Annotated in this window: 13 protein-coding genes; 4 read left to right on the top strand and 9 right to left on the bottom strand. The window is 47.7% G+C overall.

Features of this window, described 5'->3' with window-relative positions:
* Positions 1 to 57: 57 nt before the first annotated feature.
* Entirely contained in the window at positions 58 to 2070 is a 2013-nt protein-coding gene (gene rep, locus DEU29_RS10445; RefSeq protein WP_133540301.1) for a DNA helicase Rep, read from the top strand.
* A gap of 4 nt (positions 2071 to 2074) precedes the next feature.
* Here rep and DEU29_RS10440 read toward each other — a convergent pair whose 3' ends face one another.
* Entirely contained in the window at positions 2075 to 4657 is a 2583-nt protein-coding gene (locus DEU29_RS10440; RefSeq protein WP_133540300.1) for a bifunctional diguanylate cyclase/phosphodiesterase, read from the bottom strand.
* Positions 4658 to 4869: 212 nt separating this feature from the next.
* Complete coding sequence (locus DEU29_RS10435) at positions 4870 to 5292, bottom strand: c-type cytochrome (protein WP_432206882.1); 423 nt, start codon at positions 5290 to 5292, stop codon at positions 4870 to 4872.
* A gap of 90 nt (positions 5293 to 5382) precedes the next feature.
* Here DEU29_RS10435 and dinB point away from each other — a divergent pair, with 90 nt between their 5' ends.
* Positions 5383 to 6453 carry a DNA polymerase IV gene (dinB, locus tag DEU29_RS10430; RefSeq protein WP_133540299.1) on the top strand — a complete coding sequence of 357 codons (1071 nt, stop codon included), beginning with the start codon at positions 5383 to 5385 and terminating at the stop codon, positions 6451 to 6453.
* On the opposite strand, the gene DEU29_RS10425 is transcribed toward dinB, so the two are convergent.
* The 6 genes from DEU29_RS10425 to DEU29_RS10400 are packed head-to-tail and all read right to left on the bottom strand — an operon-like array spanning position 6450 to position 14540.
* The gene (locus DEU29_RS10425; protein ID WP_133540298.1) at positions 6450 to 6887 is read right to left on the bottom strand and encodes a DUF4399 domain-containing protein; all 438 of its coding nucleotides are present in this window, start codon (positions 6885 to 6887) and stop codon (positions 6450 to 6452) included. The two genes, dinB and DEU29_RS10425, sit on opposite strands and share 4 nt — an antisense overlap.
* Before the next feature lie 18 nt (positions 6888 to 6905).
* Positions 6906 to 8798 carry a methyl-accepting chemotaxis protein gene (locus DEU29_RS10420; protein ID WP_133540297.1) on the bottom strand — a complete coding sequence of 631 codons (1893 nt, stop codon included), beginning with the start codon at positions 8796 to 8798 and terminating at the stop codon, positions 6906 to 6908.
* A 34-nt stretch (positions 8799 to 8832) separates the two neighbouring features.
* Complete coding sequence (locus tag DEU29_RS10415; RefSeq protein WP_133540296.1) at positions 8833 to 10203, bottom strand: TrkH family potassium uptake protein; 1371 nt, start codon at positions 10201 to 10203, stop codon at positions 8833 to 8835.
* A 13-nt stretch (positions 10204 to 10216) separates the two neighbouring features.
* A complete protein-coding gene (locus DEU29_RS10410; protein WP_133540295.1) occupies positions 10217 to 10870 on the bottom strand; it encodes a potassium channel family protein in 654 nt (217 codons plus the stop codon).
* 9 nt (positions 10871 to 10879) lie between these two features.
* Positions 10880 to 11908 carry a GGDEF domain-containing protein gene (locus tag DEU29_RS10405; RefSeq protein WP_133540294.1) on the bottom strand — a complete coding sequence of 343 codons (1029 nt, stop codon included), beginning with the start codon at positions 11906 to 11908 and terminating at the stop codon, positions 10880 to 10882.
* A gap of 19 nt (positions 11909 to 11927) precedes the next feature.
* Positions 11928 to 14540 carry a M14 metallopeptidase family protein gene (locus tag DEU29_RS10400; protein ID WP_243734562.1) on the bottom strand — a complete coding sequence of 871 codons (2613 nt, stop codon included), beginning with the start codon at positions 14538 to 14540 and terminating at the stop codon, positions 11928 to 11930.
* A 153-nt stretch (positions 14541 to 14693) separates the two neighbouring features.
* Between DEU29_RS10400 and DEU29_RS10395 the strand changes: the two genes are divergently transcribed.
* Positions 14694 to 15065 (top strand): DUF4870 domain-containing protein, encoded by a 372-nt coding sequence (locus tag DEU29_RS10395; protein WP_133540292.1) that lies wholly within the window; start codon positions 14694 to 14696, stop codon positions 15063 to 15065.
* Between the two features lie 62 nt (positions 15066 to 15127).
* Here the strand turns inward: DEU29_RS10395 and DEU29_RS10390 are convergent, their stop codons facing one another.
* Complete coding sequence (locus DEU29_RS10390) at positions 15128 to 15646, bottom strand: hemerythrin domain-containing protein (protein ID WP_133540291.1); 519 nt, start codon at positions 15644 to 15646, stop codon at positions 15128 to 15130.
* A gap of 171 nt (positions 15647 to 15817) precedes the next feature.
* On the opposite strand from DEU29_RS10390, the gene norR reads away from it, so the two are divergent.
* On the top strand, positions 15818 to 17353 hold the full coding sequence (norR, locus tag DEU29_RS10385; RefSeq protein ID WP_133540290.1) for a nitric oxide reductase transcriptional regulator NorR: 1536 nt from the start codon (positions 15818 to 15820) through the stop codon (positions 17351 to 17353).
* Positions 17354 to 17355: the final 2 nt, after the last annotated feature.

The raw sequence follows: 17355 nt of genomic DNA, 5'->3' as shown, positions 1-17355 counted from the left end.
TCCTTTCGGTAAAATCCGTTGCTTCATTAGTCTACCACTCCTTTAAGGGTCTGTTTAATGTTAAACGAGCGCCAGCAACAAGCAGTTCACTATATCCAGGGGCCTTTATTGGTTCTGGCTGGTGCCGGCAGTGGTAAAACACGCGTCATTACCGAAAAAATCGCCTACTTAATACGCAATAATATCTATAAAGCTCGTCACATTGCCGCCGTTACCTTTACCAATAAAGCGGCTCGAGAAATGAAAGAGCGTGTTGCACAGACCATGGGCAAACAAAACACTCGCGGTCTGACCGTTTCAACATTTCACACCCTTGGCCTTAATATCATTCGTCGAGAGCTATCCGCGCTTGGATTAAAACCCGGCTTTTCACTGTTCGATGATCAAGATAGCTTTGCGTTGATAAAAGCGCTTACTGAAGATAGCTGGGATGGCGACAAGCAACTTATTCAACAGTGTGTTCACCAAATCAGCAACTGGAAGAATGATATGCTGACGCCGGAACTTGCCGCTCAGCGCGCAGTGTCTGAGTCAGAGCGCGAGTTCGCCACGGTATACACCGATTACCAACGCAACCTTACCGCCTGTAACGCGGTTGATTTTGATGACCTTATTCGTTTACCAACAATGTTATTGGCGACTAACGAAGCGAGCCTTAAGCGCTGGCAAACTAAGTTCCAATATTTACTGGTAGACGAATACCAGGACACCAATACCAGTCAATACCAACTGGTAAAATTACTTGTCGGTGAACGTTCACGATTTACCGTCGTCGGCGACGATGATCAATCGATTTATTCATGGCGCGGCGCCCAGCCGCAAAACCTGGCTTTGCTTCAAAAAGACTTTCCGCAACTCAAGGTCGTTAAGCTGGAGCAAAACTATCGTTCTCACGGGAGGATCTTAAAAGCGGCGAATATATTAATAGAGAATAACCCGCACGTGTTCGATAAAAAGCTGTTTTCTGACATGGAATACGGTTTACCCATGCGGGTGATTTACGGCCGCAACGAAGAGCATGAAGCTGAACGTGTGGTGGCTGAAATTGTAAAGCAGCGCTTCTTAAAAAAGACACACTATCACGAGTTCGCCATTTTATACCGCGGTAACCACCAAGCGCGCTTATTCGAAAAGGCGCTGATGAATAACCGCATCCCATACAAAATAACAGGTGGTCAGTCATTTTTTGCACGTGCTGAGGTCAAAGACATCATGGCCTACCTGCGATTGCTGGTAAATCCAACTGACGATACTGCATTTTTACGCATTATCAACGTGCCACGACGTGGTATTGGTCCGCAAACCACAGAACGGATTGGCCAACTGTCTAAAGAGCTAGGATGTAGTTTATTTGAAGCCGCGCAATCCCCTCATGTTAAAACGCTACTGGGCACCAGTGTGTTTAATGCCCTGGATACCTTTGTCAGCATGATGTCGACCCTGGCGCGCCAGGCTGACCATCAGGCCGACGCAAAACATGCGGTACGCCAGTTATTAAGCGATATTGGCTATGAAGATTGGTTATTTGAACAAAGCCCAAGCGCCAAAGCCGCTGAGATGCGAATAAAAAATATCTATGAGCTACATCGTTGGGTAAGCGAGATGATCGAAGGCAACGACGAGAATGAGCCCATGTCGTTAGATCAGGTCGTTAGCCGGCTATGTTTGCGTGACATGATGTCACGTAATGAAGAAGACGAAAGCTTTGACCAGGTTCAGTTAATGACACTGCATGCTTCTAAGGGGCTGGAATTTCCGCAAGTGTTTTTAGTCGGTATGGAAGAGGGATTATTACCTCATCAAAGTAGTATCGATCTCGATGACGTCGAGGAAGAACGCCGTCTTGCCTATGTCGGGATTACCCGCGCTCAGCATCAGTTAATTTTTACTATGGCCCGTGAGCGCCGTCAGTTTGGCGAGGTAACACAACCGCAAGCAAGTCGCTTCCTGCATGAGTTACCACAAGATGATCTGGAGTGGGAGCACCAGAAAAAACAAAGGTCGGAGGCCGAACACGAAGAACAACGTAGTCGGGGTCTGGAAATGCTTAAGAATGCGTTAAAAAAGTAAATTTTTAACTTGCTGATTGTTGGCTAACACGCGTATCGCTATGCTCATCTAAATACCGACCTTGCGCAAAATCAACGCCAAGGCGGGTAATATGGGCATATTCTTCTTCAGTGTTAATACCCGCCGCAAACAGCGCGATATTAAGTTCGTCACAGAGCGTTACAACGTGTTTAAGCATTGCCCTGGCACGTTCGTTACTTTTTAACCGTGCAACATAATTATGATCGAGTTTTAAAATCGAAAACGGATAATTATATAGGTACTGCAACGGACCTGCACCACGGCCAAAGTGATCAATGACTAAGGTAAAGCCAAGTTCAGACAGCCGACGTAAACTGGCTAACGAACGCCGGTCATTCTGTGTTAACGCGGTCTCGGAGAATTCCAGCGCGATAGCAGAGGGGTCTACATTATAGCGTTCGACAAGCTCAATCAGCTGATTAATGTAACCCGCTTTAAGTAAGTGTCTGGCCGACAAGTTAACATGCTGCCTGGGCATGGACTTTCCGCGAGATTCTTTAATCCGCTCGCAACAGCGCTTAAGCACATAACGGTCTAGTTTTATGATTAAACCTGTCTTTTCGGCTAACGGCAAAAACTCATCTGCGGACAAAGTTTGTCGTGGATCATTCCAACGAATCTGCAACTCGACACCAATAACGCAATTCGACGCCAACTCGACAATATCCTGATACTCTACATCAAAGTCTTCTTCGATTTTTGCATGTCGCAAGGCAGTTTCACGTTTTACTGAATCAACCAGCGACTGATGCATCTGTTCGTCAAACAGCACATAACGGCCACGACCCTGACTTTTCGCCTGATACATAGCCGCATCCGCATCACGCAATAGGCGTTCAACCGAGTCACTGTCTTCTCTGCATAGCGCGATACCGACACTGGCACCCGAGTAATGCTCCTGTCCGTTCAGCATAAACGGTTCGCTCAGGCTACGAATCATCCGTTTTGCAACGTCTTTAGCATCCTCTATAGACGTCATCGTATCGAGCAACACGACAAATTCATCGCCGCCTAAGCGCGCGACCATGTCGTTATCTCTAACGCAGTCGCTAATACGCATAGAGACATCGAGTAAGAACTCATCACCGGCTGAATGGCCTAACGTATCATTGATATTTTTGAAGCGATCAAGGTCTAAAAACAACACCGCAAAATGATGCTCCGGGTGGCGGCGCTTATGCGCTACTGCCTGTTGCAGCCTTTCCGTGAAAAGAGCCCGGTTTGGCAGCCCCGTCAGGCTGTCATGATGAGCGTCATGAAATAGTCGTGCTTCGATTTTTTTACGGCGCTCTATCTCCGACACAAGTTCTTCGGTGCGTTCGGTGACCTTTTTCTCCAGGAACGAGTTTACCCGTTGAATCTCTTCTGCCGAACGTTTCCGGTCGATAGCTACAGCGACGTGTTGCGAAACAAAGTTAAGTAGTTCAAGGTCATCATTGCGATACAAAAACTCACTATCGTAAGTTTGCACCGCGATCACACCAAAAACCTCACCTTTAAGCATCAACGGCGAACCAAGCCATTGTTTGGCTAACTTGCCGCCACCAGTGCCTGGCGTAACTTCGCCATCTTCGATCAGTTGTTGTCGATGGCGGCCATTAATAAATACCGGCCGCTGCTGCCTTATCACATACTCCGTTAAACCTCGGCTTACGCGACGACGTTCTGCAGCCGTACCGGTTTCGTCCACATGATACGGAAAATGCAAAAACTTTTTATCGGGCGAGAGCAATGCGACGTAAAAGTTATCCGCATGAATAAGCGTTCCGATCTCGTTATGTAGGCTTTTATAAAAGGTTGCCATATTATCCGAGGTGTTGGTCAACTCAGATATCGCAAACAACACGGCGGTTTGTTGTTCAGCTTTTTCGCGCTCGGTAATTTCGCGCATCAAGCTCTCGTTTGCATGGCGCAGTTCCGCCGTCTGATGCTCAATTTCATTCTGCATCAATTCTCGTTGCTTCAGACGTTCGAGTGCGTTAACCACATGCTGAGATACGAAGGTTAGCAGATCCTCGTCCTTTTCGTCATAGCGAAAAGACTCATCATAACTCTGCACCACCATTACACCGATCACCGAGTCCTGGCTTTTTAAAGGAACACCTAACCAGTCGACATGAGTCGCGCCCATTTCTTTTACTTCGCCCTCTTCAATAAGCCTTTGATAGACTTCAGGCGGACACAGAAGTGGTTTTCCGGTTCGCAATATATAGCCGGTTAAACCAGAGCTAAGTTTTTCGACCGGCAATTGCTCAAAAAGGGTGTCTTGATCGACTTCGTCCACAAAATAGACAAACTTGACGACTTCCTGCTGCGCGTCATAAAGGCAGATGTAGAAGTTTTTGGCAAACATGAGTTTGCCAATAATCTCGTGTACTGAACAATAAAAATTGTCCATATCACGCACTTGAGCGGCTAACTCGGAAATTTGGAAAAGTGCATTCTGAATAACTTCAGCGGAGCGATATTTATGCGTTAATTGCTTGAGCCGGGACACGACTTTCCTGAGCTTGAGGTTTTCGACCTCAAGCTTTGCGGATTCGTTATTAATATCAGACCCTTGCACTCGCTTACACTTCCCTAAAGCTTATCTAATATAGGCATCATAGATACTTTTATCTTTATGTTATGATTTGTAACAAACGTAAAGTATAAACACCTGTTTAAAAGAAGCAAGATCTGTGATGAAGATTTATTCAAGTCGCTTATTATGACGTCAATAAAACTAAAAAAGCCACCCGTAGGTGGCTTCTCTAAGTAATCGTAATGCTGCTTGAATTAGATGTCTGCAATCATGTAATCAATCGCAGCCTGAATCTCATCATCCGAGCAATCTGAACAGGTACCTTTTGGCGGCATCGCGTTGTAACCTTCAATAGCATGCTTCAATACGGTATCCATACCTTGAGCTAAGCGAGGCTCCCAATCTTCCGCATTGTTTATTTTCGGTGCGCCCATCACGCCCGAGGTATGACACGCAGCACAGAAGGTATTGTAAACTTGCTCACCCGAACGCGCACCGCCGCCTGATGATGCTTGTTGATCGCTTTGCTCTCCAGCCACATAATGTTGTGCAGCAGGCTCGATACGCTTTTCGATCGCTTCTTTCGACATTTTGTCCTGTACCGACGCGGCACCGGCAGCTACTGCAAATACTGCAGCGATTGAGGCAATAAGGCCTTTAGATGCTAGAGATTTAATACGTTTCACTGGTTTCTCCTAAAGTGGCTGGTGATCATCTTACCCAGTTTGTGGTCTGATTATAACCACAAATGTGCACAGGATAAACACTTGGCTGAGGTAACCCGAAAAATAGCACTACTTGATTTAGATGCGTTCTTTGCTTCTGTCGAAGTGTTACGTGATCCCAGTCTCAGGCACAAGCCTTTTGCGGTGGGCGGAGGCGGCGATCGCGGGGTCGTTGCGACCGCGAACTACCTGGCCCGGCGCTATGGTGTTAGCAGCGCCATGCCCGGCAGCCAGGCGCGCCGTCTATGCCCGCAACTGATTTTTGTAAAGCCCGATCATGCCCGCTATCGCGACGTATCACGGCAAGTTTTACAGTTGCTTACTGAAGTCACAGATATTATTGAGCCCGCTTCTATTGATGAGTTTTATCTGGACTTAACCGAAAATACCTTGTTTAAAGGCAGCGCCTCGCTAACCATGCAAGCCTTGCGACAAAAAATTAGTCAGTTAGGTATTACCGGCTCGGCGGGTATATCAAATCAAAAAATGGTCGCCAAAATTGCCAGTGACGAACGCAAACCTGACGGTCAGTTTTTGGTCACGCCGGAGCAGATATACGAGTACATTTCTCAACTTGATCTGAAACGAATTCCCGGCGTTGGCCCCAAAAGCCAAAAGCTGTTAGCCCAGCATGGCTTAATTAAGGGTTTGGATATACAAGCAGTGACCGTAGCGCGGCTACAAGAAATTATCGGCGAAAAAGCGGGTTATTTATTACATCAACGCTGTCAGGGTATCGATAAACGCGAGGTCGTCACCGAACGAGTGCGGAAAAGTGTGGGGGTTGAGCAGACGCTCTCGGCTGACATGACGCACCTGGTGACTGCACAGGATTACTGCCAGCAACAATTGCTGCCCAAGCTGAAAAAGCGTCTACAGATTACGCACTGGCGTGAACAGCCCATTCGCTCACAAACCGTAAAATTAAAGTTTTCGGACTTTACCCAAACGACAGTCTCTAGAGCGACTCAACGCGTCTCGCCAAGCGCCTTTTATCAATTATTGGAACAAGCCTGGAGTCGTGGTAATAACAAAGGGGTTCGTTTGGTTGGTGTAAGTGTTGCGCTGCCCGATCCCGAGCAGCAGCAACAGCTAGAACTTGATTTAGATTAGTCTTCTTTTACCGTAATGGTAATCTTTTTAGACATCACTACAGGTTCATGTGGCACGTGATTTTTATCACCCAAAATAAGCTGTAGGGTATGCTCGCCGGGTTCCAGTGTAACGGTTGTTTCGGTCTGACCGCCGCCGAAATGAATTACATCTGAACCCATAGGCTGTCCTAGTGCGGGCATCTCGTCCTTATCAATTAACAGATGGTGGTGTCCGGTGTGTTTCATATCAACGCCAGCAGGCGCGACACCCATTCCCGTCAGGCCAAACTTAACCTTAAATGTCTTGCTAACCACTTCGCCGTCCTGCGGCGAAATAATGTATGCCTGCGCACCTTCAGCTGACGCTGAACGTGACATTTCCTGCGCTTCGGCGGTCGCTAATACCGGACCACCCAGCATGGCTAATGCGCCAACTAGTAATGCACCCTTCATATCAATCTCCTACATCAATTATTGTAATTTAAACTTACTGACTAAGGATTCTAAACGATCAAATTCTTTTTGTAACTGCTCGCACGCGTCGTTACTGCGGCGCAAGTTTTGCTGTGTTTTTTCGTTAAGTTGACTGATATCAGAGACGTCCTGATCTAACGACTTAATAACCGAGTTCTGCTGTTCAGTTGCTGACGCGACCGTGTGGTTTACGTCGTCGATCTGACCAATAATATGGTCGATTTCTGCCATATGGGTCGACGATTGCTCAGCTGACGTAACACAAGCATCGCTGGTCGCCTCGCTTTCTTTAATTACACCGACAACCGTTTGTGTGCCTTTGCGAACACGCTCAATCATCGCCTCAATTTCGCCGGCCGAGTCTGCCGTACGCTGCGCTAAGCTTCTTACCTCATCAGCAACTACAGCAAAGCCTCGGCCGGCCTCTCCTGCACGTGCAGCCTCTATCGCCGCATTCAGTGCCAAAAGGTTAGTTTGCTCGGTAATGCCTTTAATGACTTCCAGTATCTGGCCAATATTTTGCGTATTTTCATCCAGTTCATGGATTGCTTCAGCAGATTCCTGCATCCGTTGTGACAGGGTTTCAATTTGTTGGCGATTTTCGGTCAAAGCCTGCCGCGCCTCTGTCGATTTATGATTCGCTTCTGAGGCACGTTCCGAAGCTGTAGCCGCACTACCAGAAATATCATTAGCGCTGGCTCCCAATTGATTAATTGCGGTTGCAATGGTTTGTGTACGGCTGGCTTGCTCATCGCCTAAATTAACCGAGTCACGATTAGCTGCAGCCATTGCCGTTACGTTCTTCTCTAATTGCGAGGACGCCTGTTGAACATCGCTGATAGCACCGTGAATTTTGGCAATAAACTCATTCATGCGCTGTGACAAACGTCCAAATTCATCGTTAGATTCAACCGGCAGGCGTTGTGTCAGATCGCCCTCTCCCCGCGCCATATCGGTTACCGCGTGACGCAAACGCTGCAGCGGTTTTAGTAACAAATTCAATAGCCAGCTCAGCAACAACACCACCGCAATGATGCCGATAACCATATAAACCAGCGCCGTCCAGGCAAACGAGGAGACCCCCGCATACGCTTTCTCTTCGTCAATCGCAACCGCCAGGTACCAGTTAACTCCGTCAATACCGTCTATTTTCCTAAACGAAACCAAACGTGATATGCCGTCGACATCGTAGTTAACAAATTCGTTTTTTATCGCTGCATCATTACCCAGGTAATCCGTTAACGAGGAATCCACTCTGTCAGTATCTGGATGGCTGAGAATACTTCCTTGCTGGTCGACTAGAAAAGCAAATCCAAGCCCCATAAAGTCGACATCATTAACGATAGCAGAGATGGTATCCAGCATCATATCTCCGCCGGCGACGCCTAACAGACGCCCGTTTTCCTTCATCGGAACCACAGCCGAGATGGTTAGTTCATTGGTGGTGACGTCGATATAAGGCTTTGTATAGGTCGGCTGATCCTGCTCCAGTGCCAACTGATACCAGGGTCTGGAGCGAGCATCGTAATCGTCAGGCAGATTGATACTGGTGTCATCAAGGATAAATGTGCCATCAGTCAAGCCATAATAGACGTTTTTGAAGTCGCCAGCCGCCTTGCTTTGCTGTACTTTGCCCAAGGCATCGGCAAATGTGTCATCCGCTGAATACGCGCTGGCTGTCGCCCGCACAATGCGCATACGGTCGTTTAGCCACTGCGAAATGTTACTGGAAACGGAGCCGGACAGCGCCCGCATCTGCGCTTGTAAATCAGTACGTATCTGGCTCGACATTTGATAAAAGTTAGTCAAAGTAAAAATGCCAAGTACCAACACCAGTATCAACGATGCGGCCAGAATAACTTTTTGATTAAACCTTAGAGACTTCAACATAGTTATTGTTACTCATTATTATAATTTTAACGCGTTATCCCACCTGAATATCGGTATCGGGGTAGCGCACATGCCGCTTTTTCGGCGTCGCGACAAAATAACCAAGCGTCAACGGGCCAAGACGCCCGGCGAACATAAGAAAAATCAAAATCAGCTGACTGGTGCTGGTTATGTCGGCAGTGATACCCCGCGATAAACCCACCGTCGCCGATGCTGACAAAACTTCAAAGGCTATATCTATAAACGGCAGCGAATTCAAAATCATTAGCGCAAATATACCGACAAAGATTAACCCCAGGTAGACCACGGTGACCGCTAAGGCTTTCATCACAAGGTTTTGTGGTATCGTACGGTCAAACAAAGTGACTGCCTCTCGCCGGCGCAAAAAAGCGTAGGTGCCCAGAATCAAAATAATAAAGGTACCTAACTTTATTCCCCCCGCGGTACTCATTGAACCGCCGCCTATAAACATTAGCAATAAGGTAAATACCGCACTCGCCTCGGTCATAGCTCCGGTATCGACAGTGTTAAAGCCTGCCGAGCGTGGTGTGGTTGCCTGAAACCACGCATTAACCGCCTGATCGTACCACGGTAGGCTACCCAGGGTTGCCGGGTTATTACTCTCCAATAACCAAATGATTGCCATCGCCGCCGCGTTGATCAGTAACGTGGCAATTAAAATTGCTTTGGTATACACCGAAAACTTGTACCAGCGTCGCTGCTCATAGATATTATTAATGACAGAAAAGCCCAACCCGCCAATAACAAATAACACTGAAATGAGCAGCGTTACCGTGCGCTCTGCCTGGTAATCAACTAAACCATTTGGAGTTAACACAAACCCTGCACTGTTAAATGCTGAAATTGCGTAAAAAGTTGATTCTGCCAGCGCCGTAGCGAATCCTTTGTCTTGCAACCAATACAGCGTCATGATGACGACCGCGACCGCTTCCGCCAACAACGCCAGGGTGACAACCGCAATGGCCGTCTTCTTAATACTTGCCAGACTAGTCTGTTGCATGGCTTCTTTTGCCAGCATTTGTTGACGTAGGCCTACCTGACCACCCAATGAAATAGCCGCGAGCACCGCAAAGGTCATAAAGCCCAAGCCGCCGGCCTGGATCAATAATGCTATAACGGTAAGACCAAAGCCCGAGAAGGTAGCTCCGGTATCGACGACAACGAGCCCGGTAACTGTGACTGCCGACGTGGCAGTGAACAGGCTTTCCAACCAGCTAATATCATCAACGGTAGCTATCGGTAACTTTAATAACAACGTGCCGAACACAATTAACCCTAAAAAACCGCCGGCCAGAATCGCCGGTGGGCTTAAACTTATTGCACGTCGATTAGTTCGCGGCCGCTTACGGTATAAGAAGCTGAACGAAGGTAGCCATTGTTTCATTTAAATTCGTGAATCATTGTAGTTTTGGGGCCATCGATTTAAGGGCTTTAAGACTGCCGGCGATCACTAAGGTTTCATTGCCCTCTAGCTTTACCGATGTTGAAGGGTTTGCTGTTACCTCATCGCGGCGCTTTAACAACAACAAATGAAAGTGCTCTAAGTCATCCGGTAAAATGTCTTCTATGGATTTGCCATTGAGATCCTCATTTACATCAATCTCAACACAGTACCAATTGTGCCCTAACGACATATATTCATTGACCATAGGGTAATTTAACGCCTGCGCTACCCTAATTCCCATCTCTTCTTCGGGATGAATAATTCGTTTCACACCGAGCTTAGATAAAATTTGGTGATGCTCCTTTGATGTCGCTTTAGCCCAAATTTCCTTCACCCCAATACTTTTCAGGTGCAATACGCACAACAAACTGGCCTGTAAATCTTCACCGATAGCAACCAGAACCACGTCACATTCTTCTAAACTAAGTTCCTTTAAGGCCTTTTCATCAGTAACATCAGCTATCGCTGCGTGGGTAAGATATTCGGCCAATGCATCGACGCTTTTCTCATCCGAATCAACACCAATAACTTCATGGCCAAGATCCAACAGTTCTAATGAGGTACGCGCACCAAAGCGACCTAATCCAATAACTCCAAACTGCGCCATAATTGCCTCTTAGTCACTAACGACTTTGTTTCGTCCGGCTGCTTTAGCCTGATATAAACGCTGATCGGCACGTTCCAGCCAATCAGTCCAGTGTTCGTCATTTTTCAATTGTGCCACCCCGGCTGATAACGTCATCCGCGTTTCCGCACCCTTCAATTTAAAGTCCTGAGCCGCAAACTGGTGACGGAGCTTTTCCGCCGCAACAGCGGCTCCGGCGCGGTCAGTGTCTGACATCAACACCAGGAACTCTTCACCACCTACACGGTAAACTGTGTCAGTGTTTCGCACCGAATCTTGAATCAATTGCGCAGCCTGAACCAATAGCCGGTCGCCTTGCAAATGACCGAATTTATCATTTAACGGCTTAAACCAGTCAATATCACAGATAACCAAAGATACCGGCTGCTGGTTACGTCGATAACGTGCCAACGCAGAATCAAGCTCACTGGTTAGCCGTTTTCGGTTGTATAAACCTGTTAGCGTGTCTGTCGTAGCGAGCTGAGTAAAGCTCGTCTGCATGCGCTCCAGTAAAACCAGTAAAGTAAGCGTCAGTACCAGTACAGCGCCGAGTGATAAACTACCCCGCCACACTAAATCCAATGGCATCGCGATAACCGCCACGCCAGTTATTAGCGCATAAAAACAAAAAGCGGTAATAATAGCCAGCCTGCGGCGCAACAAAAACACGATCGACGCCATCACAGGAAACGACCAGACAAAACCATTGATACCGTTAATAAAGGTTGAATAGCACGCGGCTATTGCAAGTAAGGTGACAAATGCAAGCAACTGTATTTGTCTGAGGTTTCGATGTCTGGAAATTAAAGCAAGCGATAACGAATAACAGCAAAACGCCGTTAACCAGGCAGTCATGAGCCAGTTTTCCGCGTAGCCCTGCACGATGGCTAACGGAAGTACAACAGCAAACGCTCCCCATTGCGTGCGGTTTGCTACTTTGCGGGTAAACAAAGAGACGACATCCTCTGTCGTACTCTGTGCATTGATCGGCTGCTGTTTTTGCTTTTGCGTAGCGTCCATCTACGTTCCTGTCAGCATACTAACGGGTGGTAGCCGGCGCCAAAAACAGCGCGTTCATCAGGGCCGTATTTAACCCGTCCATATAAGCCCTATAGGTCGGTTCCTGGGTGAAGCTAATTACCATACCGTCACCGTTAGGCTGCCAAATAAGCAATGGCTTATAAGGCAGTTGCTCGGCAGTTTCACCCCACAAAAAGCCACTGGCGAGTAGTTCGTCTTTATTGCTAAACCAAGCAATATTGCGACCTTTATCAATATCTATCGGTGCTAGAATTGTATTGCCGTTAAACAGGCTAACCAACTTGTCTTTTAAGCCGGCAGCTAACCAATGATCCTGATCAACGTCGGCGTGGACTAAAGCACCAGAGACCCAGTCTGGATCGACACCATGAGCCTGAATTTCAGTCATGAACTGGTCGCGTGATACGATCGCCTGACCATCAATCTTTGTCTCCTCGGCAGGTTCCTCGACACCCTCTTTGGGAATTGCCCGTTCCACTTTGGTTGCCAATAAACCCGCTTCCACGGCCCAACCTGAGGCATTACCCAGAGTGACAAGCACACCACCGTCGTTAATCCAGTCTTTGAATTCAGCTACCGTCTGCTCACTGAATACGCGGTCATAGCCATAACTTGCCGGCAAAATAAAGACATCAAAACCGTCCAGATCACCAGCTCTCAGTTCGCCCGTACGGATAGCGGTAACGGGGTAGTTCATTTGACGTTCAATCACAAAGCGAGTGTGGCCGGCATTGTATTGACTCACCGGTTCATCCCAGGCCATAGCGATTTTCGGTGCAAACAACCCGTGCACATTCTCGGAGCCAAAGTTAGGTCCGTCAGTAATCCAGCTCGTATCAACTCCGTGAATGGTTGCTCCCGTCTGTTTTGCCAGCCGTACCAGGGTATTTGCAAGCTCTTTCTCCGCGTTGTCTGCGTGCGTGACAATCAGTGAACCACTTGGGAAACGGCCTGCTGTTTCGTGAGTAAATGCTAACTCACTTTGCTTAATAGTAAGCCCCTCACGCAACGCTGCCGTTAAAAATCGACCGCTGTTCATGTTGCCCCAGCGCACCAAATAACCAACCTTGGCAGCAGGATTAATGAGTTCGCCCGCTGCGATTCGTCCCTCATTGACTGCAATAGTGTCCACTCGTGGCAAATCGTCACAGCCATCGACATCAACATTAAACATCAGCGGTAAAGACCAGCCGGTTACGTCATAGATTTGATCAGGTAAATTATTACCGCGACGTTGCTCTTGTTCTTGCAAAAATTCAGGCGCCATATCGACCTGTTTATCCATCAGCGTTCGAATCATCCGATATGCTGGTTGCGCCTTATCGATAATAAAGCTCCCGGCAGCATAGTCATTACCACAAACACGAAATGACTGCTGCGCCTGCTGCACTTCAGCGCCTTGCTCTACCAATAACGACGCCAGTTTTCGTGCTCCAGCGGGATCATCTTTACCTGGAATAATCAGCGCACGCTGCTCGTCATCTTCGCCGGCTTCTATCGCCGATTTCCTATAACTCCAGAATTTTTCCAATAATGCCTCGCGGCGTTCCGATACGGTCTGAATGGTAGAGATTGATGCAACAAAATGCTGTTGTACACCGTCAGCATAGGTTAGAACGTCGCCATCGGTGCGCTCAAACTTATGTCCTCGCGCAGACGCCATCTCGTAGGTCATGGCTACCGCACCATGGTATAGCGGCCAGCTGGCTCCGTAACCAGGATAAAACGCATCAAAAATTTCACGGGTAAAGTAATCAAAGCCCTTGTCGTCAAACCACGAAGCATTGTTCTTCCCTATCCAGTTTAGCGTTTCGCGCTGTGAGTCAGTAATCAACGGGTTGTAGGGCCGCGCTTCAGGGGTAAAATAATAAGTAGAATCTCCGCCCATCTCGTGTAGGTCGACAAACACTAGCGGGTAGTATTTTAGTAGCGCGTCAACCTGACCTTTGATTTCAGGTTGTGTCAGCGCAATCCAATCACGGTTCATATCAAACATATAGTGATTAGTGCGGCCACTAGGCCAGGGCTCGTTATGCTCTGCACTGCGACGGTCAGCGGAGTGTTCCAGTCCTGCTGTCATGTAATAGCGCTGCACAAATCTTGCACGGCCGTCAGGATTCTGTAACGGATCGATAAAAATCACCGTATTCTCGAGCCATTGCTCGGTTTGTTCACGGTTATCGTTAAGCAAATGATACGCCGTCATCATTGCCGCTTCGGGAGATGATATTTCATTGCCATGCACGCCGTAAGAAAGCCAAATACTCGCCGGTGTTTCATTGATTAATCGCTCGGCATCGTCCTCATCCGTACTGCGCGGATCGGCAAGCTGCTGCATGTTCTGCACAAACTGATCAAAATTTTGTAGATTTTCAGGACTTGAGATAACCGCATAGTAAAGCGTACGACCTTCCCAACTTTTACCGTAATCCAAAAGTTTTACTTGATCGGGGAATGCTTCAGCCAATGCCTCGAAATACAAGCTCATCGCCTCAGGAGAGGTTATTTTCGTACCTATCGGGTAGCCGAGAACGTCCTCGACAGACGCTTTTTGGTTGCTATAGTTGGCTTCGGGTAGCAGGGACGCAGCCCCACTTAATGAATCCGCCATAGTCGCAGTCGAGGCTGTGGCAATACTCAGGCTTATTAAAAGTTTTTTTAGTGTGCGCATAAACGGCCTATTATTTTTTTAACAATATGCCTAATGTACGAGCAGTTTAACCCGATGTGAAGTCGTTAACGTCAAATAGACAAGGAATTGTCAATGAACTCAGATCCCTTATACCAAAGCAATCCGCTTGAAGATACCGCTACTTACACCATGCTAATGCATTTATCTCAGTTCGCAGCCTATGTAGTGCCGTTCATTGGTTGGTGTGCACCAATCATTATGTGGGCCATAAAACGTGAGCAAGCGATAGTCGATCAGCATGGGAAAATTATATTTAACTGGATGCTCAGTGCCATCATTTATAGCGTTGGCTTGCTGGTACTGACTATGCTAGTACCATTTTTAACCATCCCGTTACTCGTGCTGCTCGCGTTGGCATCGATCGTTTTTATCATACTCGCGGCCGTCAATGCTAAAAATGGGCAGGCCAATCAATACCCACTGGCCATTCCATTTTTTAAATAGAACAAAAGGCTACTTAACACGGTAGCCTTTTTCTTTCGATACCCTTTGTTATTACCAGGTAGTTATTGACAGGACCCGCAGCAAAAGTCTTTTCCGTGAGTTGGCACAGGCTGTTGCTCAACAAACAAAACGGTATTTTCTAATTCGATATGATCGTTTAAATCCTGGATGAGCTCAGCTAAGCCCCGGTAGAGCGCTTGCCAGCTGCCACAGGCGTCCTCTGGCAAAGTTAAGTCATTGGTTAGCATACGAATCTTTTGAATATCCTGATCGTGTTGCTCATGCTCCTCTTCCATGACCGAAATTGGTCCGCTGGGATAAATATCGCGAGCCAACATGGGGAATAATATTTGTTCCTCTTTCATCATGTGACTTTCTAATTCGTGCAACATGTTATCGAGGTGTTCACCCAGACCCTGCGGTGCTTGTGGATGGTCTCCGTGCACGTCTTCGATTTTTAATGCCAGTTGTTTCAGCTCTGGTAATTGTTGCCGGTGAACTTGATGAAACCGCTCAACAATAAACTCCACTAATTCAAGATTTGGTTTGTCTTGCCATTGCTCAATAATTGTATTGGTCATAACTGCCTCAAGCTTTTAATGAATAAACGTTGCTATCCATCTTCATTTGCACGATTTAAGCCAACTCCTACCCCCTTATGGATATTGAGCTTGCGAAGCGTAACGGTAAAATCAACCTATCGTTAGCGGGTATAAAAAACCCTAAAATCCGAACTGAGTGTAAAAATAACCATGCTTCAGCAGAGCTTATTAGCCGATCTGGTCACCGATGTGCCGGCACCGGTCAGGTTACAAAATCTGGTAAAAACATTACGCCAACACTTTCATTGTGGGGCTGTTGTATTGCTAAAACGCGACAGTGACGCGCTCCGCCCCATTGCCATGCATGGCTTAGTTGATGAGGCCTTAGGCCGGCGTTTTGTTGTCGCTGAACACCCGCGGCTGGCTACCTTGCTTGCTTCACGCAACCCGGTGTTGTTTGAACCCAGCTCGAGTTTACCCGACCCATACGATGGCTTGCTGTCGGATCAACCCGGGGACGCATTGCCGGTTCATGATTGTATGGGGATTAGCCTTTATATTGAGGGGCAGTGCTGGGGCGTGCTGACGTTGGATGCATTGCAACCGGGTACATTCAATGACCAGTCTACCATTGAACTGCAACGCTTTAGCCTTATCGTTGAAGCGGCAATTCGCGTTGGTTCGCTGGAGCAACAGGTTCGGGCTTTAAGGCAAAATCAACCGACTTCAGGTAGCGGCAATCCCTCGCCCAATAACCTGGACAATGAGATCATCGGCAAAAGCTCAGCATTGAGGCAGGTTATTTCTGAGCTCCATACTGTTGCCAAAGCTGAACTGCCGGTTCTGCTATTAGGCGAAACCGGTGTTGGTAAAGAGTTATTCGCACGCGAGCTACATCGTTATTCGAAACGTGCTGCTAAGCCGATGATATACGTTAACTGCGCCGCACTGCCGGAATCGCTGGCGGAGTCGGAACTGTTTGGTCATAGTAAGGGGGCATTCTCGGGGGCCACTAGCGAACGCGGCGGGCGTTTTGAAGCCGCCCACGGTGGTACCTTGTTTTTAGACGAAGTGGGTGAATTGCCTCTGTCGATTCAGGCGAAGCTCTTGCGTGTGCTGCAAAACGGTGAGGTACAACGCCTGGGTTCCGACAGGCACCGTAAAGTTGACGTGCGCATTGTTGCCGCAACCAACCGCAACCTGCAACAACAAGTTCGCGACGAACAGTTCCGTGCCGATCTTTATCATCGCCTTTCAGTTTATCCGCTCCCCATTCCGCCACTGCGGGATAGAGAAGACGATATCCTGTTGCTGGCAGGCCATTTTTTAGAATTAAACCGCAGCCGGCTGGGCCTTCGAGCAATACGCTTATCGGCGACAGCAGAAATTGCGTTAAAACAGTATCGTTGGCCTGGCAATATTCGGGAATTGGAACACGTGATCAGCCGGGCTGCGATTAAGTTACTGAGTGCCGGAGTTGAACACAGCAGCATCGCCACCATTACCGAACAGGAACTCGACCTAAACCTGCCAAGTCATGCCAGCGCCGAGCGACAGGTGCTTGAACAAACAGCCATACCGGCAAGTGAAGCAATAAGCTTACGCGATGCTGTCGACTTTACTCAAAAGCAAATGATACAGCGAGCATTGGCGTTAGAAGACGGTAAATGGAGTCGAGCCGCCAAGCGTTTGGGTGTAGACTCGAGTAACTTACATAAATTAGCGGGTCGATTAGGTATCAAGTAGTC

It is taken from the genome of Idiomarina aquatica, assembly GCF_004362895.1.
Lineage (GTDB): Bacteria > Pseudomonadota > Gammaproteobacteria > Enterobacterales > Alteromonadaceae > Idiomarina.
This window is presented reverse-complemented; position numbering and strand designations above follow the sequence as displayed.